The organism is Enterobacter sp. PL_is514, from assembly GCF_055816715.1.
Genome location: NZ_JBVPGN010000033.1, coordinates 24,706 through 47,790, shown reverse-complemented (window position 1 = coordinate 47,790; position 23,085 = coordinate 24,706). Strand labels below are relative to the sequence as shown.

The 23,085-nt window shown below is 55.1% G+C and carries 21 protein-coding genes; 13 read left to right on the top strand and 8 right to left on the bottom strand.

Translation table 11 applies throughout. From position 1 onward, the window contains the following. Positions 1–29: 29 nt before the first annotated feature. The gene (gene hemL, locus AC0TNG_RS13300; RefSeq protein WP_473712516.1) at positions 30–1,310 is read right to left on the bottom strand and encodes a glutamate-1-semialdehyde 2,1-aminomutase; all 1,281 of its coding nucleotides are present in this window, start codon (positions 1,308–1,310) and stop codon (positions 30–32) included. Between the two features lie 177 nt (positions 1,311–1,487). On the opposite strand from hemL, the gene clcA reads away from it, so the two are divergent. Then, positions 1,488–2,888, top strand: coding sequence for a H(+)/Cl(-) exchange transporter ClcA (gene clcA / locus AC0TNG_RS13295; protein ID WP_473712515.1), 1,401 nt, complete (start codon positions 1,488–1,490; stop codon positions 2,886–2,888). Between the two features lie 85 nt (positions 2,889–2,973). Further along, the gene (gene erpA, locus AC0TNG_RS13290; RefSeq protein WP_013095643.1) at positions 2,974–3,318 is read left to right on the top strand and encodes an iron-sulfur cluster insertion protein ErpA; all 345 of its coding nucleotides are present in this window, start codon (positions 2,974–2,976) and stop codon (positions 3,316–3,318) included. 93 nt (positions 3,319–3,411) lie between these two features. Here erpA and AC0TNG_RS13285 read toward each other — a convergent pair whose 3' ends face one another. The 3 genes from AC0TNG_RS13285 to mtnN are packed head-to-tail and all read right to left on the bottom strand — an operon-like array spanning position 3,412 to position 5,548. Continuing rightward, complete coding sequence (locus AC0TNG_RS13285; protein WP_024907514.1) at positions 3,412–4,029, bottom strand: TRIC cation channel family protein; 618 nt, start codon at positions 4,027–4,029, stop codon at positions 3,412–3,414. 27 nt (positions 4,030–4,056) lie between these two features. Continuing rightward, positions 4,057–4,857 (bottom strand): vitamin B12 ABC transporter substrate-binding protein BtuF, encoded by an 801-nt coding sequence (gene btuF, locus AC0TNG_RS13280; protein ID WP_267217239.1) that lies wholly within the window; start codon positions 4,855–4,857, stop codon positions 4,057–4,059. Next, entirely contained in the window at positions 4,850–5,548 is a 699-nt protein-coding gene (gene mtnN, locus AC0TNG_RS13275; protein ID WP_024907516.1) for a 5'-methylthioadenosine/S-adenosylhomocysteine nucleosidase, read from the bottom strand. Before mtnN ends, btuF begins: the two co-directional genes overlap by 8 nt. Positions 5,549–5,630: 82 nt before the next feature. Here mtnN and dgt point away from each other — a divergent pair, with 82 nt between their 5' ends. From dgt to cdaR, 3 genes are all read left to right on the top strand, one after another. Beyond that, positions 5,631–7,145 carry a dGTPase gene (dgt, locus tag AC0TNG_RS13270; RefSeq protein ID WP_024907517.1) on the top strand — a complete coding sequence of 505 codons (1,515 nt, stop codon included), beginning with the start codon at positions 5,631–5,633 and terminating at the stop codon, positions 7,143–7,145. Between the two features lie 131 nt (positions 7,146–7,276). Further along, a complete protein-coding gene (gene degP / locus AC0TNG_RS13265; protein WP_024907518.1) occupies positions 7,277–8,713 on the top strand; it encodes a serine endoprotease DegP in 1,437 nt (478 codons plus the stop codon). Between the two features lie 146 nt (positions 8,714–8,859). Beyond that, positions 8,860–10,017, top strand: a complete 1,158-nt coding sequence (gene cdaR, locus AC0TNG_RS13260; protein ID WP_023334570.1) for a DNA-binding transcriptional regulator CdaR — start codon at positions 8,860–8,862, stop codon at positions 10,015–10,017. 59 nt (positions 10,018–10,076) lie between these two features. Here cdaR and AC0TNG_RS13255 read toward each other — a convergent pair whose 3' ends face one another. The 4 genes from AC0TNG_RS13255 to map form a co-directional block, all read right to left on the bottom strand. After that, entirely contained in the window at positions 10,077–10,466 is a 390-nt protein-coding gene (locus AC0TNG_RS13255) for a DUF3461 family protein (protein WP_008501916.1), read from the bottom strand. A gap of 111 nt (positions 10,467–10,577) precedes the next feature. Beyond that, complete coding sequence (gene dapD / locus AC0TNG_RS13250; protein ID WP_008501915.1) at positions 10,578–11,402, bottom strand: 2,3,4,5-tetrahydropyridine-2,6-dicarboxylate N-succinyltransferase; 825 nt, start codon at positions 11,400–11,402, stop codon at positions 10,578–10,580. A gap of 32 nt (positions 11,403–11,434) precedes the next feature. Continuing rightward, on the bottom strand, positions 11,435–14,110 hold the full coding sequence (gene glnD / locus AC0TNG_RS13245; RefSeq protein ID WP_024907520.1) for a bifunctional uridylyltransferase/uridylyl-removing protein GlnD: 2,676 nt from the start codon (positions 14,108–14,110) through the stop codon (positions 11,435–11,437). Positions 14,111–14,173: 63 nt separating this feature from the next. Then, the gene (gene map, locus AC0TNG_RS13240) at positions 14,174–14,968 is read right to left on the bottom strand and encodes a type I methionyl aminopeptidase (RefSeq protein ID WP_023310454.1); all 795 of its coding nucleotides are present in this window, start codon (positions 14,966–14,968) and stop codon (positions 14,174–14,176) included. Between the two features lie 321 nt (positions 14,969–15,289). On the opposite strand from map, the gene rpsB reads away from it, so the two are divergent. The 8 genes from rpsB (at position 15,290) to rseP (ending at position 23,059) form a co-directional block, all read left to right on the top strand. Next, positions 15,290–16,015 carry a 30S ribosomal protein S2 gene (rpsB, locus tag AC0TNG_RS13235; RefSeq protein ID WP_003856207.1) on the top strand — a complete coding sequence of 242 codons (726 nt, stop codon included), beginning with the start codon at positions 15,290–15,292 and terminating at the stop codon, positions 16,013–16,015. Between the two features lie 117 nt (positions 16,016–16,132). Beyond that, positions 16,133–16,984 carry a translation elongation factor Ts gene (gene tsf / locus AC0TNG_RS13230; RefSeq protein ID WP_014830708.1) on the top strand — a complete coding sequence of 284 codons (852 nt, stop codon included), beginning with the start codon at positions 16,133–16,135 and terminating at the stop codon, positions 16,982–16,984. A 150-nt stretch (positions 16,985–17,134) separates the two neighbouring features. Continuing rightward, entirely contained in the window at positions 17,135–17,860 is a 726-nt protein-coding gene (pyrH, locus tag AC0TNG_RS13225) for a UMP kinase (RefSeq protein WP_008501910.1), read from the top strand. Positions 17,861–18,027: 167 nt separating this feature from the next. Next, positions 18,028–18,585 (top strand): ribosome recycling factor, encoded by a 558-nt coding sequence (frr, locus tag AC0TNG_RS13220; protein ID WP_014882629.1) that lies wholly within the window; start codon positions 18,028–18,030, stop codon positions 18,583–18,585. A 95-nt stretch (positions 18,586–18,680) separates the two neighbouring features. Beyond that, complete coding sequence (gene ispC, locus AC0TNG_RS13215; protein ID WP_473712514.1) at positions 18,681–19,880, top strand: 1-deoxy-D-xylulose-5-phosphate reductoisomerase; 1,200 nt, start codon at positions 18,681–18,683, stop codon at positions 19,878–19,880. 186 nt (positions 19,881–20,066) lie between these two features. Beyond that, positions 20,067–20,825 carry a (2E,6E)-farnesyl-diphosphate-specific ditrans,polycis-undecaprenyl-diphosphate synthase gene (gene ispU / locus AC0TNG_RS13210; RefSeq protein ID WP_473712513.1) on the top strand — a complete coding sequence of 253 codons (759 nt, stop codon included), beginning with the start codon at positions 20,067–20,069 and terminating at the stop codon, positions 20,823–20,825. Positions 20,826–20,837: 12 nt separating this feature from the next. Then, positions 20,838–21,695 carry a phosphatidate cytidylyltransferase gene (gene cdsA / locus AC0TNG_RS13205; protein WP_024907523.1) on the top strand — a complete coding sequence of 286 codons (858 nt, stop codon included), beginning with the start codon at positions 20,838–20,840 and terminating at the stop codon, positions 21,693–21,695. A gap of 11 nt (positions 21,696–21,706) precedes the next feature. Beyond that, positions 21,707–23,059 carry a sigma E protease regulator RseP gene (rseP, locus tag AC0TNG_RS13200; RefSeq protein ID WP_024907524.1) on the top strand — a complete coding sequence of 451 codons (1,353 nt, stop codon included), beginning with the start codon at positions 21,707–21,709 and terminating at the stop codon, positions 23,057–23,059. The last annotated feature ends 26 nt before the right edge of the window (positions 23,060–23,085 follow it).

The following is a 23,085-nucleotide window of genomic DNA, read 5'->3' as shown; positions in this document are numbered from 1 at the left end:
GTAGGCGTTAGCGCCACCCGGCAATGACCTTAGAGCTTCGCAAACACCTTACGCGCCGCGTCGATGGTGTTATTGATATCTTCTTCGCTGTGCGCCACGGACATAAAGCCCGCTTCGAACGCTGACGGTGCCAGGTACACGCCTTCTTCCAGCATCAGGTGGAAGAAGCGCTTGAAGCGCTCAACGTCGCACTTCACCACGTCCTGATAGCAGGTCACGGTTTTCGCATCGGTGAAGAAGATCCCGAACATGCCGCCCACGTGGTTAACCACCAGCGGAATACCGGCTTCCTCTGCCGCTTCAAGCAGCCCGCTTGCCAGCTGCGTCGTCAGGTCGGTCAGGGTCTCGTGAATGCCAGGCTGGGCCACTTCGGTCAGGCAGGCAAAGCCCGCCGCCATGGCGATAGGGTTACCCGAGAGCGTTCCCGCCTGGTAAACCGGGCCGGTTGGCGCCAGGGCTTCCATCACGTCCTTACGACCACCGAATGCGCCGACCGGCATGCCGCCGCCGATGATTTTACCGAGGCAGGTCAGGTCCGGCTCAACGCCGTAGTAAGACTGGGCACCCGCCAGCGCTACGCGGAAGCCGGTCATCACTTCATCGATGATCAGCAGCGCACCGAACTCATCGCACAGGGCGCGCAGGCCCGGCAGGAACTCAGGCTGCGGTGGGATGCAGTTCATGTTGCCCGCTACCGGCTCAACGATGATGCAGGCGATCTCCTGCGGATACTGCTCGAACGCCGCGCGAACGGTAGCAAGATCGTTGTAGGTGCAGGTCAGGGTGTGCTTCGCGAAATCGGCCGGTACGCCAGGTGAGTTTGGCTGGCCGAGCGTCAGCGCGCCGGAACCGGCTTTCACCAGCAGGCAGTCCGCATGGCCGTGGTAGCAGCCTTCGAATTTGATGATTTTATCGCGACCGGTAAAACCGCGCGCCAGGCGGATGGCGCTCATAGTGGCTTCGGTACCGGAGTTCACCATACGCACCATGTCCATGGTCGGCACCAGTTCGGTCACCAGCTCCGCCATTTTCACTTCCATTTCGGTTGGCGCGCCGAAACTCAGGCCGCGCTGGGCAGCTTCAATCACCGCATTACGAATAGCCGGGTGGTTGTGCCCCAGCACCATCGGGCCCCAGGAGCCGACATAATCGATATAGGCTTTGCCATCGACATCATACAGATACGCGCCGTCAGCACGTTCGATAAACAGCGGCGTACCGCCCACGCCGGTGAAGGCGCGCACAGGTGAGTTCACGCCACCCGGAATAAGCTCGCGGGCTGCACTGTAGAGGTTTTCAGACTTGCTCATGGCGTCGTTCCTGGTTCGTATAAAATGATTAAGCCCACTATTCTAAGTGATTCGGGGAAGGTTATGAAATTTTTAGCCGGGTAATGCTTTAAGATTTGTTAAGTAATTTTCAGGAGACGGTGGGGCAGTCTCTGGTAAAATCCTCGCGGCTTTTTGTATGACGAATAAGAACAGGACATGAAATCAGATTCTCCGTCTTTTGAAGAACAACAGTTTACGCGCGCCCGGCACCGGGTCAGTATTCGGCGGCTGCTCAATCGCGATAAAACGCCGCTGGCGATCCTGCTGGCCGCTGCCGTGGTGGGGACTCTCGCGGGGCTGATTGGCGTGGCGTTTGAAAAAGCGGTTAATGCCGTACTCAACTGGCGAGTGGGCACTGTGGCCGGTTTCGCCGATAGCGAATGGCTGGTCTGGGTTTGGGCATTTGGGCTGTCTGCGCTGTTTGCCTTGGTGGGGTATTTTCTGGTGCGTAAATTCGCGCCGGAGGCGGGTGGGTCGGGCATTCCGGAAATTGAAGGTGCGCTGGAGGAGCTGCGTCCGGTGCGCTGGTGGCGGGTGATTCCGGTTAAATTCATCGGCGGCATGGGTACGCTGGGCGCAGGCATGGTACTTGGCCGGGAAGGGCCCACGGTACAGCTGGGGGGGAACGTCGGCCGCATGGTGGGCGATCTGTTTCGGATGCGCAGCGCCGAAGCGCGCCATACGCTGCTGGCTACCGGTGCGGCGGCGGGGTTGTCGGCGGCGTTTAACGCGCCGCTGGCGGGCATTTTGTTCATTATCGAAGAGATGCGCGCGCAGTTTCGCTACAACCTGATCTCCATTAAAGCGGTGTTTACCGGCGTCATTATGTCGAGCATCGTCTTTCGCCTCTTTAACGGCGAAGGGGCGGTCATTGAGGTGGGTAAACTGACCAACGCGCCGGTCAACACCCTGTGGCTTTACCTGATCCTCGGCATGATTTTTGGCGTGGTGGGGCCGCTGTTTAACACCTTTATCCTGCGCGCTCAGGATATGTTCCAGCGCATTCACGGCGGGAACACCACGAAATGGGTGCTGATGGGCGGTCTGCTGGGCGGAATGTGTGGCGTGCTCGGGTTTATCGAGCCGAATGCCGCAGGCGGCGGGTTCGGGCTGATTCCCATTGCGGCGGCGGGGAATTTCAGCGTGGGTCTGCTGCTGTTTATGTTTATCTCCCGCGTCATCACGACGGTACTCTGTTTTTCCTCCGGCGCGCCCGGCGGGATATTTGCCCCGATGCTGGCGCTGGGGACCTTGCTGGGCACCGCGTTTGGTATGGCGGCTGAAGTGGGTTTTCCCGCCTATCATCTTGACGCCGGGACCTTTGCCATCGCCGGAATGGGAGCGCTGCTGGCCGCATCCCTGCGTGCGCCGTTGACCGGGATCGTGCTGGTGCTGGAGATGACGGACAATTACCAGCTCATTTTGCCAATGATCATTACCTGTCTCGGCGCGACACTATTAGCCCAGTTCCTGGGTGGAAAGCCGCTATACTCCACCATCCTTGCGCGTACTCTGGCAAAACAAGAGGCTGAACGGGCCGCAGTGCAGAATACTTGAATGAATTACCAGGGTATTAGATAATGACACAAAGAATTGGGTGAATTTTACCCAATCGCAGTAGCAGTATTCATGGGAGCATATGATGAGTGATGATGTAGCGTTGCCGCTGGAATTTACCGAAGCAGCAGCCAACAAAGTGAAAACCCTGATTGCAGACGAAGACAATCCGGATCTGAAACTGCGCGTCTATATTACCGGTGGCGGCTGCAGCGGCTTCCAGTATGGTTTTACCTTTGACGATCAGGTTAACGATGGCGATATGACTATCGAGAAACAGGGCGTCGCGCTGGTGGTTGACCCGATGAGCCTGCAATATCTGGTGGGCGGTTCGGTGGATTACACCGAAGGTCTGGAAGGTTCACGCTTTGTGGTGACCAACCCGAACGCAACAAGCACCTGCGGGTGTGGTTCTTCGTTCAGTATTTAAGAGGGTGCGGGCTGTTGCCCTCACCCCGGCCCTCTCCCACAGGGAGAGGGAGAAAAGACTAAAAACGGTAACCGTCAGGTTACCGTTTTGCTTTTACCGGTCATCCAGCGCAAACGTCGGCAGCTTCAGGTGCCAGCGTATCGCCGCTAAACGTATCACCAGCGTCACGACCATCCCCAGCATCGCAGCGTTTTCCAGCGGAAGTGCAAACGTGTAGTACGCGGTCGCGTGGACAATGCCCCCCGCGATACAGGCCGTTGCGTAAATTTCAGTACGCAGGATCATTGGTACTTCACGCGCCAGAATGTCGCGAATGATCCCACCGCCCACACCGGTTAATACGCCCATACAGATTGCCACCATTGGACCGGTACCCGCATTAAACGCCTTATTGACGCCAATACCGACAAACACGGCCAGACCGACGGCATCCAGTACCGGCAATATCCATTTGGGTAATCTGCGGGGCTGGCGAACCAGCACAATGGTTAACAGACAGGTGACCATCGCGACCACCAGATCGGTAGGATCTTTCACCCAAAACACCGGGCCATTCGCCAGCGCCATATCGCGGATTGTCCCGCCACCGACGGCGGTCACGACCCCAAGCACCAGCACGCCAAACGGATCCATGCGTAGTTTTCCGGCGAGCAGGACGCCGGAGATAGCAAAAACGGCTGTGCCAAGAATATCCAGCCAATAAACGAGCATCGTTAAATCCTCGAAAAGGGTCTTATGTTAGTGACTCTCTGCCAGCGCGGCACAGAGCTGTTTTGCGGCGAGGATAATACGCGGGCTGGCGCGTTCAAACCAGTCGCTGTTAAGGGGAATTACCGGTATTTTTAGCTGCCGTTGCCAGAATTGTTCAATTTTGGGAATTTCGCTCGCATTTCCGACCACGACGATAGCCTGCGGCTGGCGCGCCAGGACCTGTTCACGGCTAACCTGGGGCCACGGCACCCGGCTGGCTGCAAAGATGTTTTCACCGCCACAGACTTCCAGCACCTGGTTCTGAATCGACCCTTTTCCGGTGGTGAACAGCGGCTGGCTGCCAAACTGCAGGAAGATGCGCTTTTTAACAGGGGTATCGTATCGGGATTTCAGCGCGGCATAGTCGCTCAGCATCTGTTTCGCCACCGCCTCGGCTTTTTTGGGCGTAGGGCTATAGGGTGCCAGGGCGCGTAGCGCCTGAGCGACTTGCTCAATGCTGACGGCATCAATCCACATCACTTTTATGCCAAGCGAGGTGAGCTGGTTGACCTGCCGCTCGGCGTTACCGCCGCGCCAGGCCAGCACGAGATCCGGTTTAAGCGCCACGATGCGCTCAAGGTTCATCCCTTGCCAGGTGGCGACTTGTTCAATTCCCGCGGCCTGCGGCGGATAATCCGAATAGCTACTCACGCCAACGGGCGTGATCCCGGCGGCAAACGCCAGTTCCGTATTTGCGGGAGAGAGTGTAATCACGCGCGGTACAGCATAGAGCCACAGCGGTGCGAGAAGAAGCAGGGCGGCCAGCGCCCTGACGGTATGTTTAGCCACGTGCCAGATTCTGCACCAGGCGTTCCACCATCACGGTGGACTGTTTTGCCGCAACGGTCAGGAACTCGTCGAAGCTGATGTGGGACTGCTGGTCTGCCACGTCAGAGATGGCGCGAACCACCACGAACGGTACGCTGAAGTTATGGCAAACGTGCGCAATCGCGGTCGCTTCCATCTCAACGGCAACCGCCTGAGGGAAGTTATGACGGATTTTCGCCAGCCCAACGGAGCCGTTGATGAACGCATCACCGCTGACAATCAGACCGCGTACCGCGTTGAGGTTGAGTTCTGCGATGCAGGTCTCCGCCGCCGCAATCAGTTTGTCGTCAGCTTTAAAAGCAGCAGGGCAGCCCGGGAGCTGACCGTACTCGTAACCGAACGCGGTGACGTCAGCATCGTGGTAACGCGCTTCGTCGGAGACAACGATATCACCCACCTTCAGCGTCGGCGCCAGGCCGCCCGCAGAGCCGGTATTCACGATCACATCCGGCTTGCAGCGCTCAAGCAGCAGGGTAGCACCCAGCGCAGCTGCCACTTTACCGATGCCTGATTTCAGCAGAGCCACGTCAACACCGTTCAGCTGGCCGGTATAGATCTCACAACCACCAAGAGAGAGGGTCTGACGGTTCTCAATTTTGTCACGCAGCAGCGTAACTTCTTCTTCCATTGCACCAATAATGCCGATTTTCATAGATTTACTCGCGATGTGCCTTGTTAAGATGCATAGTCTATCATGCGGTTAAGGGGAAACGCATTCTCACGCGGGGGAGCACATGGCACCAATCGATTTTCGCACCAAAATTAACTGGCACCGACGTTTCCGTTCGCCGCAGGGCGACAAGAGCGAACATGAGATCCTGCGTATCTTCGAAAGCGATCGCGGGCGGATCATTAACTCGCCAGCCATCCGCCGTCTGCAGCAAAAGACCCAGGTCTTTCCGCTTGAGCGTAACGCCGCGGTGCGCACGCGCTTAACCCACTCCATGGAGGTGCAGCAGGTCGGGCGCTACATTGCCAAAGAGATTTTAAGCCGTCTCAAAGAGCAGCGCTTACTGGAAACCTATGGTCTGGACGAGCTGACGGGGCCTTTTGAGAGCATCGTTGAGATGGCCTGCCTGATGCATGACATCGGCAACCCGCCTTTTGGCCACTTTGGTGAGGCGGCGATCAATGACTGGTTTAAGCAGCGGCTTTACCCTTCGGATGCGGTAAGCCAGCCGCTGAGCGACGACCGCTGCATCGTACGCGATTTACGCCTGCGTGAAGGCGAAGAGGGGCTGAACGATCTGCGTCGCAAAGTGCGCCAGGATTTGTGTCACTTCGAGGGCAACGCGCAGGGGATCCGGCTGGTCCACTCCCTGATGCGCATGAACCTGACCTGGGCACAGGTCGGCTGCATTCTGAAATATACCCGCCCCGCGTGGTGGATGGGAGATACGCCCGCGTCCCACAGCTATTTAATGAAAAAACCGGGCTATTACCTTTCCGAAGAGGCCTATATTGAACGGCTACGTAAAGAACTTTCATTGACGCCAAACGGCCGCTTTCCATTGACCTGGATTATGGAAGCCGCCGATGATATTTCCTATTGCGTGGCCGATCTGGAAGATGCCGTTGAGAAAAGAATCTTCAGTGTTGAGGAGCTTTATCAGCATCTTTATGCGGCCTGGGGTACTCATGAAAAAGGCTCGCTGTTTGCGCAGGTTGTCGAAAATGCCTGGGAAAAATCGCGCTCAAATACATTAAGCCGTAGTACAGAAGACCAGTTCTTTATGTATTTGCGGGTCAATACATTAAATAAACTGGTGCCGTATGCGGCGTCGCGCTTTATTGATAATTTACCGCTTATCTTCAGCGGGGAATTCAACCACGCGCTGCTGGAAGATGACAGCAGTTTCAGCCAACTCCTTGAGCTTTATAAACATGTGGCGATGCGGCATGTATTTAGCCATCCGGATGTCGAGCAGTTAGAGCTGCAGGGTTATCGGGTAATCAGTGGGTTACTGGAAATTTATTCCCCGTTGCTCCAGCTGTCGGTCGACGAGTTCAGCGAGCTGGTGGAACACGAGCGCGTGCGCAGAATACCTATCGAATCGCGGCTTTATCAGAAACTCTCTACCCGGCATCGTCTGGCGTATGTCGAAGCGATTGGCAAGCTGGATCGCCACTCTTCCCAATGGCCGGTGATGGAATATTATTATCGCAGCCGTCTAATCCAGGACTATATCAGCGGCATGACGGATTTGTATGCCTGGGATGAATACCGCAAGCTTATGGCGGTGGAATAATCCCGGAGTTTTGTAAAGACGGCCAATAAATTTTTACCTTTTCCATAAACTTATCGCCGGAACTAAGCGGTATAAAACGAATCTGAGTTACACAGCAATTTTGCGTTACCTGTAAATCGAGATTGAGAAACATGAAAAAAACCACATTAGCAATGAGTGCACTGGCTCTGAGTTTAGGTTTAGCGCTGTCTCCTCTGACTGCTACTGCAGCCGAGACCGCGTCGTCGGCAGCAACCGCGCAGCAGATGCCAAGCCTGGCACCGATGCTCGAAAAAGTGATGCCATCGGTGGTGAGTATTAACGTTGAGGGCAGTACGACCGTCAATACGCCGCGTATGCCGCGTAACTTCCAGCAGTTCTTCGGTGACAACTCGCCGTTCTGCCAGGACGGTTCGCCATTCCAGAGCTCTCCGTTCTGTCAGGGCGGTGGTGCCGGGGATGACAGCCAGGGCGGCGGCCAGCAGCAGAAATTCATGGCGCTTGGCTCGGGGGTAATCATTGATGCAGCGAAAGGCTATGTCGTCACAAACAACCACGTTGTTGATAACGCGAACAGCATTAAGGTTCAGCTGAGCGATGGCCGTAAGTTCGACGCCAAAGTGGTGGGTAAAGACCCGCGCTCCGACATCGCGCTGATCCAGATCCAGGATCCGAAAAACCTGACGGCGATTAAAATTGCCGACTCTGACGCGCTACGCGTGGGCGACTATACCGTGGCGATCGGTAACCCGTTCGGCCTGGGTGAAACCGTGACCTCGGGTATCGTCTCTGCGCTGGGTCGTAGCGGCCTGAACGCGGAAAACTACGAAAACTTCATCCAGACGGATGCGGCGATCAACCGCGGTAACTCCGGCGGTGCGCTGGTGAACCTGAACGGTGAGCTGATCGGTATCAACACCGCGATTCTGGCACCGGACGGCGGCAACATCGGGATCGGCTTTGCTATCCCAAGCAACATGGTGAAAAACCTGACCGCGCAGATGGTGCAGTATGGCCAGGTGAAACGCGGCGAGCTGGGTATCCTCGGGACCGAGCTGAACTCCGAACTGGCTAAGGCGATGAAAGTTGACGCCCAGCGCGGGGCATTTGTCAGCCAGGTGATGCCGAACTCCTCCGCGGCGAAAGCGGGTATTAAAGCGGGTGATGTCATCACCTCCCTGAACGGTAAGCCGATCAGCAGCTTTGCCGCCCTGCGTGCCGAAGTGGGCTCTATGCCGATTGGCAGCAAAGTGACCCTCGGCCTGCTGCGCGACGGTAAGCCGGTTAACGTGAGCCTGGAGCTGCAGCAGAGCAGCCAGAATCAGGTGGATTCCAGCACCATCTTTAGCGGTATTGAAGGTGCCGAGATGAGCAATAAAGGCGCAGACAAAGGCGTGGTGGTGAACAACGTGAAAGCGAATTCACCGGCAGCCCGTATCGGCCTCAAAAAAGGCGATGTGATCATGGGCGCTAACCAGCAGCCGGTGAAAAATATCGCTGAACTGCGCAAGATCCTCGACAGCAAGCCTTCCGTGCTGGCGCTGAATATCCAGCGTGGTGATACCTCGCTTTATCTGCTGATGCAGTAAACCTCTAAAGCCCCTGTTCGCAGGGGCTTTCTCTTTTCTGTGATTCTTGCCACAACTCCATACTTCTCCCTCTCTCTTTGTGCATTCGCACAATGCAGCCGTCGCTGAACTTCCCTATGCTTGAGCTCTGCTCACGGGAGGGTTCTATGGCTGGCTGGCATCTTGATACCAAAATGGCGCAGGATATCGTGGCGCGCACCATGCGCATCATTGATACCAATATCAACGTGATGGATGCCCGCGGGCGCATTATTGGCAGCGGCGATCGCGAGCGTATTGGGGAATTGCACGAAGGCGCGCTGCTGGTGCTTTCCCAGGGGCGGGTCGTGGATATCGACGATGCGGTAGCGAAACACCTGCACGGCGTCCGTCAGGGCATCAATTTACCGCTGCGCCTTGAAGGCGAGATTGTGGGGGTCATCGGCCTGACCGGCGAGCCCGAGTCACTGCGAAAATACGGTGAGCTGGTCTGTATGACGGCAGAGATGATGCTGGAGCAGTCGCGCCTGATGCACCTGCTTGCCCAGGACAGCCGCCTGCGTGAAGAGCTGGTGATGAACCTTATTCAGGCGGAAGAGCACACGCCCGCGCTCAGCGAATGGGCGCAGCGTCTGGGGATCGATCTGAACCAGCCGCGCGTGGTGGCGGTGATTGAGGTCGATAGCGGCCAGCTTGGCGTAGACAGCGCGATGGCCGAGCTGCAGCAGCTGCAAAATGCGCTGGCGACGCCGGAGCGCGATAACCTGGTGGCGATCGTTTCTCTGACGGAAATGGTGGTACTCAAACCGGCGCTCAATGCGTTCGGCCGCTGGGATGCGGAAGATCATCGTCGTCGCGTGGAGCTGCTGATCTCCCGGATGAAGGAGAATGGTCAGCTGCGTTTTCGCGTTGCGCTGGGCAACTACTTTACCGGGCCGGGCAGCATCGCCCGCTCCTGGCGTACCGCGCGCACCACCATGATGGTGGGCAAGCAGCGGATGCCGGAGAGCCGCAGCTATTTCTATCAGGACCTGATGCTGCCGGTGCTGCTCGACAGCCTGCGCGGGGGCTGGCAGGCCAATGAGCTGGCGCGACCATTAGCGCGTCTGAAAGCCATGGACAATAACGGCCTGCTGCGCCGGACGCTGCAGGCGTGGTTCCGTCATAACGTGCAGCCGCTGGCGACGTCAAAAGCGCTGTTTATTCACCGCAATACCCTGGAGTATCGGTTGAACCGAATTTCAGAGCTGACGGGGCTGGATCTGGGGAATTTCGACGACAGGCTGCTGCTGTATGTGGCGCTGCAGCTGGATGAACAGCGATAAGGGTTTCACCCTCTCCCTGTGGGAGAGGGCCGGGGTGAGGGCATCAGGCCGCACTCAACTTATTTGTTGCGGGTTAACTTCTCAAGATCCGCTTCAATCTCGCTGATCTTGTTGGTCACAACGCTTTCAAGGTGACGCAGATCGTCAAGGATCTTGCGCTTGAGATCGACTTCGGTGCGGTCGCGCTGGCAGATCTGATCGAGTTCATCGATCACATAGCGCAGGTTAGGGCTGATTTCCTGTACTTCTTTGTATCCCTGTCCTACACCGTCAGCAACAACGGTCTTACGCTGGCGTGGATATTTAAACTTCACGCTTTTGGCGAAAAACTCTCCTTTGTCCTTGTGAAAATAGATTTTCAGAATATCGTTATTGGCTTCCTGACGGAGGCTGTAACGATCAATTTCATCAGGATTGGTAATGCCCAGACTTTTCAGATTATCGTACATAGCGGTACCCTTGATCTCAACATAACCTTTGAATAATTAACGAAAAAATCTATTTTCGCCACCCTCAGATACAAAAAAAGCGGGGTTGCCCCCGCTTTTTGTTATACCCGATTAATCGATGGTGCGCAGCAACTCGTTGATGCCCACTTTACCGCGCGTTTTCGCATCCACTTTCTTCACGATAACCGCACAGTACAGGCTGTATTTACCATCTTTTGACGGCAGGTTGCCGGAAACCACCACGGAGCCCGCCGGAACGCGACCGTAGTGAACTTCGCCGGTTTCACGGTCATAAATACGGGTGCTCTGACCAATGTAAACGCCCATGGAGATCACGGAGCCTTCTTCAACGATCACGCCTTCAACCACTTCAGAGCGCGCGCCGATGAAGCAGTTGTCTTCGATGATGGTCGGGTTAGCCTGCAGTGGCTCCAGAACACCACCGATGCCTACGCCGCCGGACAGGTGAACGTTTTTACCGATCTGCGCGCATGAGCCGACCGTCGCCCAGGTGTCAACCATGGTGCCTTCGTCAACGTAGGCACCGATGTTCACGTAGGATGGCATCAGCACGGTATTACGTGCGATGAAAGCGCCCTGACGCACTGCCGCAGGTGGCACCACGCGGAAGCCTTCTTTCTGGAAACGCGCTTCGTCGTAGTCAGCGAATTTCATAGGGACTTTATCGAAGTAGCGGCTTTCAGCTCCGTCGATAACCTGGTTATCGTTGATACGGAAAGAGAGCAGCACGGCTTTCTTCAGCCATTGATGAGTGACCCACTGACCGTCGATTTTTTCTGCCACGCGCAGCGCGCCGGAATCCAGCAGGGAAATCACCTGGTTTACCGCTTCACGGGTCACGGTATCCACATTTGCCGGGGTAATCTCGGCGCGACGCTCAAAAGCGGACTCAATAACGTTCTGTAACTGCTGCATTGTTTACTCTTTCCATTTCACTAAAAAACATATCACCCTTTATCGTTTGGATTGAGGGCTGCTGTCAACCGTTGTTGCACTTCAAGCTGCAGGTCATTATTAAGGGCACGCCGGTCCGCTGTCGCGATTATAAATAAATCTTCTACTCGCTCGCCAATCGTTGTAATTCGGGCGCCATGGAGCGAAATTCCCAGATCGGCAAAAACCTGGCCGACGCGGGCGAGCAGCCCCGGCTGGTCGAGCGCGATCAGCTCCAGGAACGATTTACGGTCGGTGTGGGTCGGCAGGAAGTTGACCTCGGTATCGACGGTAAAGTGGCGCAATTTCGCCGGCTGGCGACGCGGCTGCGGGGGCTGCCAGCTGCGCTGGGTAATCGCCTGTTCCAGACCAAAACGTATCCCTTCATGCCTGTCCGACGACAGCGGGCTGCCGTCCGGCTCCAGCACGATAAAGGTGTCCATTGCCATGCCGTCGCGGGTGGTGAAAATCTGCGCGTCGTGAACGCTCAGGTTTCGCCTGTCCAGCTCGGCGCAGACCGCAGCAAACAGATAAGGTCGGTCCGGGCTCCAGATGAAAATCTCCGTTCCGCCGCGGGTGGCCTGAGGGCTCAGCAGAATCATTGGCTGGGACAGGTCGTGCTTCAGCAGGTGCCGCGCGTGCCACGCAAGCTGGTTTGGGCTGTGGCGGACAAAATAGTTGGCACGGCAGCGGGCCCATATCTGGTGTAGCGCCTCTTCATCAATGTTATCCATCCGCAGCAGCGCCAGCGCCTGCAGCTGGTGATGACGCACGCGCTCGCGCATGTCCGGGGTGTTTTGCATCCCGCGACGCAGCTGTTTTTCGGTAGCGAAGTACAGCTCGCGCAGCAGGCTCTGCTTCCAGCTGTTCCACAGCGTTTCGTTGGTGGCGCAGATATCGGCCACCGTCAGGCAGACCAGATAGCGCAGACGGTTTTCCGTCTGAACCGCTTCCGCGAACTGCTTGATCACCTCAGGATCCTGAATGTCACGACGCTGCGCGGTAACCGACATCAGAAGATGATGGCGTACCAGCCAGGCCACCAGCTGCGTTTCACGTGAGTTCAGGCCGTGCAGCTCGGCAAATTTCAGTACGTCCTGTGCACCTAGCACCGAATGATCGCCGCCGCGACCTTTGGCGATATCGTGGAACAGGGCAGCAATCAGGATAAGTTCCGGGTGGGTCAGGCGCGGCCATAGCTCCACGCACAGCGGATGGCGGGAGCGCGTCTCTTCTTTTGCAAAGCTTTCCAGCTTGAGCATCACGCGGATCGTGTGTTCATCCACCGTGTAGGCGTGGAACAGATCGAACTGCATCTGTCCGACAATGTGCGACCACTGCGGCATATAGGCCCACAGCACGCTGTGGCGGTGCATCGGCAGCAGCCCACGGCTGACTGCGCCCGGGTGGCGGAGCATGCTCAGGAACAGCGAGCGCGCCTCCGGGATATAGCACAGCGGCTCCGTCAGATGACGGCGCGCATGGCGCAGATGGCGCAGGGTAGTGGAGTAGATCCCGGTGATGGTGCTGTTGCGCACCATGGTATAGAACATCCGCAGAATCGCTTCCGGCTCGCGGATGAACAGCGTTTCGTCGCGCAGATCGATAAGCGTGCCGCGCAGCTGGAATTCGTCATCAATCGGGCGCGGTTTCTCATCCGCCGTCAGGGCCAGAATGGCCTCGTCGAACAGCTGCAACAGCATCTGGTTCAGCTCGGTCACCCGGCGGGTGACGCGGAAGAAATCCTTCATCATGTGCTCAACCGGCTCGTTGCCTTCGCCCTGATAATTCAGGCGCTGAGCCACGCTGAGCTGGCGGTCAAACAGCAGACGGTTATCGTAGCGGGTGACTTCCAGATGCAGGGCAAATCGAATGCGCCACAGCAGGTGCAGGCACTCGTTCAGCTCGTTACGCTCTGCCTCGGTTAAGAAGCCGAAGCCGACCATCTCGTCCATCGAGGTGGCGCCAAAATGGCGGCGAGCGACCCACTGCAGGGTATGGATGTCGCGCAGGCCGCCGGGGCTGCTTTTAATATCGGGCTCAAGATTATAGCTGGTGCCGTGGTAGCGCTGGTGGCGCTGGTTTTGCTCCTCGACCTTCGCGGCGAAGAACTTTTCTGACGGCCAGAAGCCATCGCTGAAGATGTGCTTTTGCAGCTCCAGAAACAGCGCGACGTCGCCAATCAGCAGACGGGTTTCAATCAGGTTGGTGGCGACGGTCAGGTCGGATAACCCTTCCAGCAGACACTCTTCCAGGGTGCGCACGCTGTGGCCGACTTCCAGCTTCACGTCCCAGAGGAGCGTCAGCAGTTCGCCAATTTTTTGCGCCTGTTCGTCCGGCAGCTTTTTGCGGCTTAAGATCAGGAGATCGATATCGGAAAGCGGATGCAGCTCACCGCGGCCATAGCCCCCGACGGCAACCAGCGCAACATCACTGATTTGCCCAAACCCGTAATCGATCCACAGGCGCTGCAGTAGCTGGTCGATAAATTCGGTGCGCGCTTCAATGAGCTGCTCGGCCGACACGCCTGCGTCGAACGCGCTGCCCAGCCAGCGATGGAAAACATCCATATGGGCTTTAATATGCGCGCAGGTCAGCTCGTGCGACGGCCAGACGCCCGGGTTATCGGGCTGGTCGGGAAGGGTGGGAAGTGCTGTGTTAGCATACTGTTCGGGTAAAAGATTACTCATCGTGCGCCACCCATAAGAAAAAGCTATAGCCATTAAAAAAGCCGGCATTTGCCGGCTTTTTTATCATTCGTCGTGCGTCAGTATCGCCGGGATGGTGTCATCCTTGCGCAACGTCATAATTTCGCAGCCGTTGTCTGTTACCACAATAGTATGCTCGTACTGCGCAGACAAGCTTCTGTCTTTGGTTTTCACCGTCCAGCCGTCTTTCATGGTACGGATGCGGTAGTCACCCGCGTTGACCATCGGCTCAATGGTAAAGGTCATGCCTTTTTGCAGCACCACGCCGCCGTCATCTGCATCATAGTGCAGAACCTGCGGTTCTTCATGGAAGACGCGACCAATGCCGTGACCGCAGTACTCGCGCACCACGGAGAAACCTTCTGCTTCCACAAACTTCTGGATTGCCGCACCGATGGTACGCAGGCGAATACCCGGTTTAACCATTTTCAGCGCCAGGTAGAGGCTCTCTTGCGTCACTTTGCACAGACGCTCGCCAAGAATAGTCGGCTTGCCAACGATGAACATTTTTGAGGTGTCACCGTGGTACTCGTCTTTAATGACGGTCACGTCAATGTTGACGATGTCGCCATCTTTCAGCAGTTTTTCATCGTCAGGAATGCCGTGACATACCACTTCATTAATAGAGATGCAGACGGATTTCGGGAAACCGTGGTAGCCGAGGCAGGCGGAAACCGCGTGCTGCTCGTTCACGATATAGTCGTTACAGATACGGTCCAGTTCACCGGTGCTGACGCCCGGCTTCACGAACGGCTCGATCATTTCCAGCACTTCCGCGGCCAGACGACCGGCGACGCGCATCTTTTCAATTTCTTCAGGTGTCTTAATAGAGATAGCCATGTAATCTGTCCATCGGTGTCGATTTTTTCGACAATACTAGTCTAAGTGTCGTCAATGGTATCAGTCAGGCACACCCCGTGCCAAATTGAGAATCATTAACAGCACACTCCGCCAACAACTGTTGGTTTCTGGTCGTGTTTTGTGGTATAAAGCGCGCCGGACTTCCGATCCATCTCAGATACACAGGCTGGACGGAAGCGACAAATCTCACTTTGTGTAACAACACACACGTATCGGCACATATTCCGGGGTGCCCTTTGGGGTCGGTAATATGGGATACGTGGAGGCATAACCCCAATTTTCAATATAGAGGTTTTAAACATGGCAACTGTTTCCATGCGCGACATGCTCAAGGCTGGTGTTCACTTTGGTCACCAGACCCGTTACTGGAACCCGAAAATGAAGCCTTTCATCTTCGGCGCGCGTAACAAAGTTCACATCATCAACCTTGAGAAAACTGTACCAATGTTCAACGAAGCCCTGGCTGAGCTGAACAAGATCTCTTCCCGTAAAGGTAAGATTCTGTTCGTTGGTACTAAGCGCGCTGCAAGCGAAGCTGTGAAAGATGCTGCTAACAGCTGCGACCAGTTCTTCGTGAACCATCGCTGGTTGGGCGGCATGCTGACCAACTGGAAAACTGTTCGTCAGTCCATCAAACGCCTGAAAGATCTGGAAACCCAGTCTCAGGACGGTACTTTCGACAAGCTGACTAAGAAAGAAGCGCTGATGCGCACTCGTGAACTGGACAAGCTGGAAAACAGCCTGGGCGGTATCAAAGATATGGGCGGCCTGCCAGACGCGCTGTTCGTAATCGATGCAGACCACGAGCACATCGCAATCAAAGAAGCTAACAACCTGGGTATCCCGGTATTCGCTATCGTTGATACCAACTCCGATCCGGACGGTGTTGACTTCGTTATCCCGGGTAACGACGACGCAATCCGTGCTGTTAGCCTGTACCTGAGCGCTGTAGCTGCTACCGTTCGTGAAGGCCGTTCCCAGGATCTGGCTTCTCAGGCGGAAGAAAGCTTCGTAGAAGCTGAATAATAAGGTTTTACCCCTTATTAGTACCGTGTATGAATAGGGGCCCATTACCGGCCCCTTTTTTCAATTTACACTGTTTGGCCCCCGGCCGGGCAGTTCACATCTCCCGAGGATTTAAGAATGGCTGAAATTACCGCATCCCTGGTAAAAGAGCTGCGCGAGCGTACTGGCGCAGGCATGATGGATTGCAAAAAAGCGCTGACTGAAGCGAACGGCGACATCGAGCTGGCAATCGAAAACATGCGTAAATCCGGTGCGATCAAAGCAGCTAAAAAAGCAGGCAACGTTGCTGCTGACGGCGTGATCATCACTAAAATCGACGGCACCTACGGCATCATTCTGGAAGTTAACTGCCAGACTGACTTCGTTGCTAAAGATGGTGGTTTCCAGGCATTTGCTAACAAAGTTCTGGACGCAGCTGTTGCTGGCAAAATCACTGACGTTGAAGTTCTGAAAGCACAGTTCGAAGAAGAACGTGTTGCGCTGGTTGCTAAAATCGGTGAGAACATCAACATCCGTCGCGTTGCTTCTCTGGAAGGCGACGTTCTGGGCTCTTACCAGCACGGTGCACGTATCGGTGTTCTGGTTGCGGCTAAAGGCGCTGACGAAGAGCTGGTTAAACAGCTGGCTATGCACATCGCTGCAAGCAAGCCAGAATTCGTTAAGCCAGAAGACGTGTCTGCTGAAGTGGTAGAGAAAGAGTACCAGGTTCAGCTGGACATCGCGATGCAGTCTGGTAAACCAAAAGAAATCGCAGAGAAAATGGTTGAAGGCCGCATGAAGAAATTCACCGGCGAAGTTTCTCTGACTGGCCAGCCATTCGTTATGGATCCAAGCAAGTCTGTTGCTCAGCTGCTGAAAGAGCACAACGCTGACGTAACTGGCTTCATCCGCTTCGAAGTGGGCGAAGGCATCGAGAAAGTTGAGACTGACTTCGCAGCAGAAGTTGCTGCAATGTCCAAGCAGTCTTAATGATTGAAAAGGAGCCGCCTGAGGGCGGCTTCTTTTTGTCACCCGTCACAGGAAATCAGACAGGCTCCAGTATCGCTGTGCTGATTTGCGGCATATCATGTCGCCAGAATTAACCCCCATCTTAATCGTTGACAGTCTCAGGAAAGAAACATGGCTACCAATGCAAAACCCGTGTACAAACGCATTCTGCTTAAGCTGAGTGGCGAAGCGCTGCAGGGATCGGAAGGCTTCGGTATTGACGCAAGCATCCTTGATCGCATGGCACAGGAAATCAAAGAACTGGTCGAACTGGGTATCCAGGTTGGCGTGGTCATTGGCGGTGGCAACCTTTTCCGTGGTGCTGGTCTGGCGAAAGCGGGGATGAACCGCGTAGTGGGCGACCACATGGGTATGCTGGCAACCGTGATGAATGGCCTGGCAATGCGTGATGCGCTCCATCGCGCCTATGTGAATGCCCGCCTGATGTCCGCGATTCCGCTGAATGGCGTTTGCGATAATTACAGCTGGGCAGAAGCTATCAGCCTGCTGCGCAATAACCGCGTGGTGATCCTCTCCGCCGGTACGGGTAACCCGTTCTTTACAACCGATTCCGCTGCCTGCCTGCGCGGTATCGAGATCGAAGCCGATGTGGTACTGAAAGCGACCAAAGTAGACGGCGTGTTTACTGCCGACCCGGCAAAAGATCCTTCTGCCACCATGTACGATCAGCTGAGCTACAGCGAAGTGCTGGATAAAGAGCTGAAAGTGATGGATCTTGCCGCCTTCACGCTGGCTCGCGACCACAAACTGCCGATCCGTGTCTTCAACATGAACAAGCCTGGCGCACTGCGTCGCGTGGTCATGGGCGAAAAAGAAGGCACTTTGATCACGGAATAATTTCCGTTGACGATAAATACAGGTAAGATTCCGCTTTATTTTGTAGTGGTATCTTACCCGGGCGCGCCTTTGGCGTTGTCATGAATTAAACGCGACTATACTTAGCACACCTGTAGCGCTGTGCTGGCGGATAGTCTGCCTGAGACAAGTTTTCAAGGATTCGTAACGTGATTAACGACATCAGAAAAGATGCTGAAGTACGCATGGAAAAATGCGTAGAAGCGTTCAAAACCCAGATCAGCAAAATCCGTACTGGCCGTGCTTCCCCAAGCCTGCTGGATGGCATCATCGTAGAATACTACGGTACGCCAACCCCTCTGCGTCAGCTGGCGAGCGTCACGGTAGAAGATACCCGTACGCTGAAAATCAACGTGTTCGATCGTTCTATGAGCCCGGCCGTTGAGAAAGCGATCATGGCCTCTGACCTCGGACTGAACCCAAGCTCTGCGGGTTCTGACATCCGCGTTCCACTGCCTCCACTGACGGAAGAACGTCGTAAAGATCTGATCAAAGTGGTTCGTGGCGAAGCTGAGCAGGGTCGTGTATCCGTGCGTAACGTCCGTCGCGACGCGAACGATAAAGTAAAAGCGCTGCTGAAAGAAAAAGAGATCAGTGAAGATGACGATCGTCGTTCTCAGGACGACATTCAGAAAATGACCGACGCTGCCATCAAGAAAATTGATGCGGCGCTGGCAGATAAAGAAGCGGAACTGATGCAGTTCTGATTTCTGTCGTACACTGATAAACGCCGTTCAGAGGGACTTCGGGTCTTGCTGGCGGCGTTTTGCTTTTATCTGGTCTAACTTTTTTCGGGCATCTCATGAAGCATTTAACACTCCTTGGCTCAACCGGCTCTATCGGTTGCAGCACTCTCGACGTCGTTCGCCATAATCCTGAACTCTACACCGTGACAGCGCTGGTGGCCGGTAAGAATGTGCAGCGAATGGTCGAGCAGTGCCTGGAGTTTGCGCCCCGCTATGCGGTGATGGATGACGAAGAGAGCGCGCGTCTGCTGAAAGCACAGCTGCTTGAACAGGGCAGTCGAACCGAGGTGCTGAGTGGCCAACAGGCGGCCTGCGAGATGGCGGCGCTGGATGAGGTGGATCAGGTGATGGCGGCCATCGTCGGGGCGGCAGGGTTATTGCCCACGCTTGCCGCGATTGATGCCGGGAAGGATGTTCTGCTGGCCAATAAAGAGTCGCTGGTCACCTGTGGACGCCTGTTTATGGATGCGGTGAAGCAGCGCGGCGCGCGTCTTTTGCCGGTCGACAGCGAGCACAACGCGATTTTTCAGAGTTTACCGCAACCTTTTCAACAGAACCTGGGGTACGCTGACCTGGAGCAGAATGGCGTGGTGTCTATTCTGCTTACCGGGTCTGGTGGCCCGTTCCGTGAAACGCCACTGTCTGAACTGCGCGCCATGACGCCGGATCAGGCGTGCCGTCATCCGAACTGGTCGATGGGGCGTAAAATCTCCGTTGACTCTGCCACCATGATGAACAAAGGTCTGGAATACATTGAAGCGCGCTGGCTGTTTAATGCGTCAGCGAAACAGATGGAAGTACTGATTCACCCGCAATCGGTGATTCACTCGATGGTGCGTTATCAGGATGGCAGCGTGCTGGCACAGCTGGGCGAGCCGGACATGCGTACGCCGATTGCCCATTCCATGGCGTGGCCAAATCGAGTGAAATCCGGCGTGAAGCCGCTTGATTTCTGCAAGCTAAGTTCCCTGACGTTCAGTGAACCGGACTATGACCGCTATCCTTGTCTGAAGCTTGCGATGACTGCCTTTGACCAGGGGCAGGCGGCGACGACGGCACTTAATGCAGCCAATGAAATTACCGTTGAGGCATTTCTGAATCAGCAAATTCGTTTTACCGATATCGCGTCGTTAAATTTATCGGTACTGGAGATGATGGATTTGCGCGAACCACAAAGCGTGGAAGAGGTGCTGGCGGTGGATGCAGCTGCGCGTAATATTGCGCGTCAACAGGTGACACGTCTCGCAAGCTGGTGATAAAGCAACCACTAGTCGTCGTGCTATTTGTTAGCGTTGGGCTTCAGTGATATAGTCTGCGCCACCTGATCGCAGGTATTTGACTTAATGTGGTCAGGTGAGCCGTGGTTTGACACGGCTTTTTTATGTATAGGCTTCAGTATTCCTGAGTACCGTTAAATCCTTTTCAGGGACAAAAAACGCGTTATGTTGTCTGCGAATCAACCAATAAGCGAAAATTTGCCAGCTCATGGCTGCCGTCATGTAGCAATCATTATGGATGGCAATGGCCGCTGGGCGAAAAGACAAGGGAAGATACGAGCCTTTGGGCATAAAGCGGGGGCGAAATCCGTTCGTCGCGCCGTTTCTTTTGCCGCCAACAACGGCATTGATGCGTTAACGCTCTATGCTTTTAGCAGTGAAAACTGGAATCGACCTTTGCAGGAAGTGACTGCGTTGATGGAATTGTTTGTGTGGGCGCTAGACAGCGAAGTAAAAAGCCTGCACCGCCACAACGTTCGCCTGCGTATCATTGGCGATACCAGTCGTTTTAACTCACGTTTGCAGGAACGGATTCGTAAAGCAGAAGCGCTGACGGAAAATAATACCGGTCTGACGCTGAATATTGCGGCGAATTACGGCGGACGCTGGGATATTGTCCAGGGCGTTCGGCATCTGGCCGAACAGGTTCAGGAAGGGTTGTTGAGACCCGACCAAATTGATGAAGAGGCGCTGAGCAAGCAAATCTGCATGAATGAACAGGCGCCTGTGGATTTGGTAATTAGGACAGGGGGGGAACATCGCATAAGTAACTTTTTGATATGGCAAATTGCCTATGCCGAACTTTACTTTACGGATGTTCTTTGGCCCGATTTTGATGAACAAGACTTTGAAGGTGCGCTGCATGCCTTTGCCAATCGAGAGCGTCGTTTCGGCGGCACCGAGCCTGGTGGCGACAAAGCCTGATGGGGGTAGCTTTTGCTGAAGTATCGCCTGATTTCCGCTTTTGTATTAATACCCATTGTCATTGCGGCGCTGTTTTTACTGCCCCCGGTGGGATTCGCTATTGTCACGCTGGTGGTGTGCATGCTCGCCGCGTGGGAATGGGGACAGTTTAGCGGCTTTACCTCGCGCACTCAGCGAGTATGGCTCGCGGTACTTTGTGGCTTTATCCTGGCCATAATGCTGTTTACGTTGCCTGAATATCACCATGATATTCATCAGCCCCTGGTTGCCGGCTCCTTGTGGATATCGTTGGTCTGGTGGGTTGCCGCGCTGTTGCTGGTCCTTTTTTATCCAGGTTCCGCGGCATTATGGCGTAATTCAAAAGTGCTACGACTGATTTTTGGTTTGCTCACTATTATTCCTTTTTTCTGGGGTATGGTTGCGCTGCGCGCCTGGCACTACGACGAAAACCACTACAGCGGCGCGATCTGGCTGCTTTATGTGATGATTCTGGTCTGGGGGGCTGATTCCGGGGCCTATATGTTTGGTAAACTGTTTGGCAAACATAAGCTGGCACCGAAGGTCTCCCCGGGTAAAACCTGGCAAGGATTCATCGGCGGCCTGTTTACGGCAGCGATCATCTCCTGGGGCTACGGCGTCTGGGCGAATCTTGAAGTGGCACCGTCAATACTGCTGGTGTGCTCGATTTTTGCTGCGCTTGCCTCCGTGCTCGGTGATTTAACCGAAAGTATGTTTAAGCGTGAAGCAGGGATTAAGGACAGCGGACACCTGATTCCAGGGCATGGCGGTATACTGGATCGCATTGATAGCCTGACAGCGGCTGTTCCAGTGTTTGCATGTTTGCTTTTACTGGTATTCGGGACGATTTAACGGAAGGTTTTATGCTAAGCATTCTCTGGAATCTGGCGGCGTTCATTGTTGCACTGGGTGTACTGATTACCGTGCATGAATTTGGCCATTTCTGGGTTGCTCGCCGCTGTGGCGTGCGCGTAGAGCGGTTTTCCATCGGTTTTGGCAAATCACTCTGGACGCGCACCGACCGCCACGGCACGGAATTTGTCATCGCCCTTATCCCGCTGGGCGGCTACGTCAAAATGCTCGACGAACGCGTCGAGCCTGTCGCACCTGAGCTGCGACACAGCGCTTTCAACAATAAAACCGTTGGACAACGCGCCGCCATCATTGCTGCCGGACCGGTAGCCAACTTCATCTTTGCGATTTTCGCTTACTGGCTGGTGTTTATCATCGGCGTCCCGGGCGTGCGTCCGGTGGTGGGGGAAATTGCTCCCAACTCCATCGCGGCGAGTGCGCAAATTACATCCGGGATGGAACTTAAAGCGATTGATGGCATCGAAACCCCTGATTGGGATGCCGTGCGACTGCAGCTGGTTGCCAAAATTGGCGATCCGCAGACCACCATCAGCGTATCGCCGTTTGGTTCCGATGCGCGTCAGGACAAAGTGCTCGATTTACGTCACTGGCGTTTCGAGCCAGACAAAGAAGATCCCGTCGCTGCGCTGGGTATTCGTCCACGCGGTGCGCAGATCGAGCCGGTATTAGCCGAAGTGCAGGCAAATTCGGCGGCGAGCAAAGCGGGTTTGCAAGCGGGCGACAGGATCGTTAAAGTCGATGGTCAACCATTAACAGAGTGGATGACCTTTGTTACTCTGGTGCGCGATAATCCGGGAACGTCTCTCGCGCTGGAAGTTGAAAGGCAGGGCAGTCCGCTTTCGCTGACGCTGATCCCGGATACGAAGTCGGTCGGCAAAAAGGCAGAAGGGTTTGCAGGCGTTGTGCCAAAAGTGATCCCGCTGCCAGATGAGTACAAGACAATACGCCAGTATGGGCCGTTCAGCGCCATCCTTGAAGCCACGGATAAAACATGGCAACTGATGAAGCTGACGGTCAACATGTTGGGGAAATTGATAACCGGTGATGTGAAACTGAACAACCTCAGTGGGCCAATTTCGATTGCCCAGGGGGCTGGGATGTCAGCGGAGTTCGGGGTGATTTACTATCTCATGTTCCTCGCGCTCATTAGCGTGAACCTTGGGATAATCAACCTGTTCCCGCTTCCCGTTTTAGACGGGGGTCATCTGCTGTTTTTAGCGATTGAAAAGCTAAAAGGCGGACCGGTATCCGAGCGAGTTCAAGACTTTAGTTATCGCATTGGCTCGATTTTGCTGGTGCTGTTAATGGGGCTTGCACTTTTCAATGATTTCTCTCGGTTGTAAGAGAGTGTTAGGAAGAACGCATAATA

Coding starts and splice junctions, on each gene's coding strand:
- hemL (WP_473712516.1), bottom strand. CDS start 1,310: ATGAGCAAGTCTGAAAACCTCTACAGTGCAGCCCGCGAGCTTATTCCG.
- clcA (WP_473712515.1), top strand. CDS start 1,488: ATGAAATCAGATTCTCCGTCTTTTGAAGAACAACAGTTTACGCGCGCC.
- erpA (WP_013095643.1), top strand. CDS start 2,974: ATGAGTGATGATGTAGCGTTGCCGCTGGAATTTACCGAAGCAGCAGCC.
- AC0TNG_RS13285 (WP_024907514.1), bottom strand. CDS start 4,029: ATGCTCGTTTATTGGCTGGATATTCTTGGCACAGCCGTTTTTGCTATC.
- mtnN (WP_024907516.1), bottom strand. CDS start 5,548: ATGAAAATCGGCATTATTGGTGCAATGGAAGAAGAAGTTACGCTGCTG.
- dgt (WP_024907517.1), top strand. CDS start 5,631: ATGGCACCAATCGATTTTCGCACCAAAATTAACTGGCACCGACGTTTC.
- degP (WP_024907518.1), top strand. CDS start 7,277: ATGAAAAAAACCACATTAGCAATGAGTGCACTGGCTCTGAGTTTAGGT.
- cdaR (WP_023334570.1), top strand. CDS start 8,860: ATGGCTGGCTGGCATCTTGATACCAAAATGGCGCAGGATATCGTGGCG.
- AC0TNG_RS13255 (WP_008501916.1), bottom strand. CDS start 10,466: ATGTACGATAATCTGAAAAGTCTGGGCATTACCAATCCTGATGAAATT.
- dapD (WP_008501915.1), bottom strand. CDS start 11,402: ATGCAGCAGTTACAGAACGTTATTGAGTCCGCTTTTGAGCGTCGCGCC.
- glnD (WP_024907520.1), bottom strand. CDS start 14,110: ATGAGTAATCTTTTACCCGAACAGTATGCTAACACAGCACTTCCCACC.
- map (WP_023310454.1), bottom strand. CDS start 14,968: ATGGCTATCTCTATTAAGACACCTGAAGAAATTGAAAAGATGCGCGTC.
- rpsB (WP_003856207.1), top strand. CDS start 15,290: ATGGCAACTGTTTCCATGCGCGACATGCTCAAGGCTGGTGTTCACTTT.
- tsf (WP_014830708.1), top strand. CDS start 16,133: ATGGCTGAAATTACCGCATCCCTGGTAAAAGAGCTGCGCGAGCGTACT.
- pyrH (WP_008501910.1), top strand. CDS start 17,135: ATGGCTACCAATGCAAAACCCGTGTACAAACGCATTCTGCTTAAGCTG.
- ispC (WP_473712514.1), top strand. CDS start 18,681: ATGAAGCATTTAACACTCCTTGGCTCAACCGGCTCTATCGGTTGCAGC.
- ispU (WP_473712513.1), top strand. CDS start 20,067: ATGTTGTCTGCGAATCAACCAATAAGCGAAAATTTGCCAGCTCATGGC.
- rseP (WP_024907524.1), top strand. CDS start 21,707: ATGCTAAGCATTCTCTGGAATCTGGCGGCGTTCATTGTTGCACTGGGT.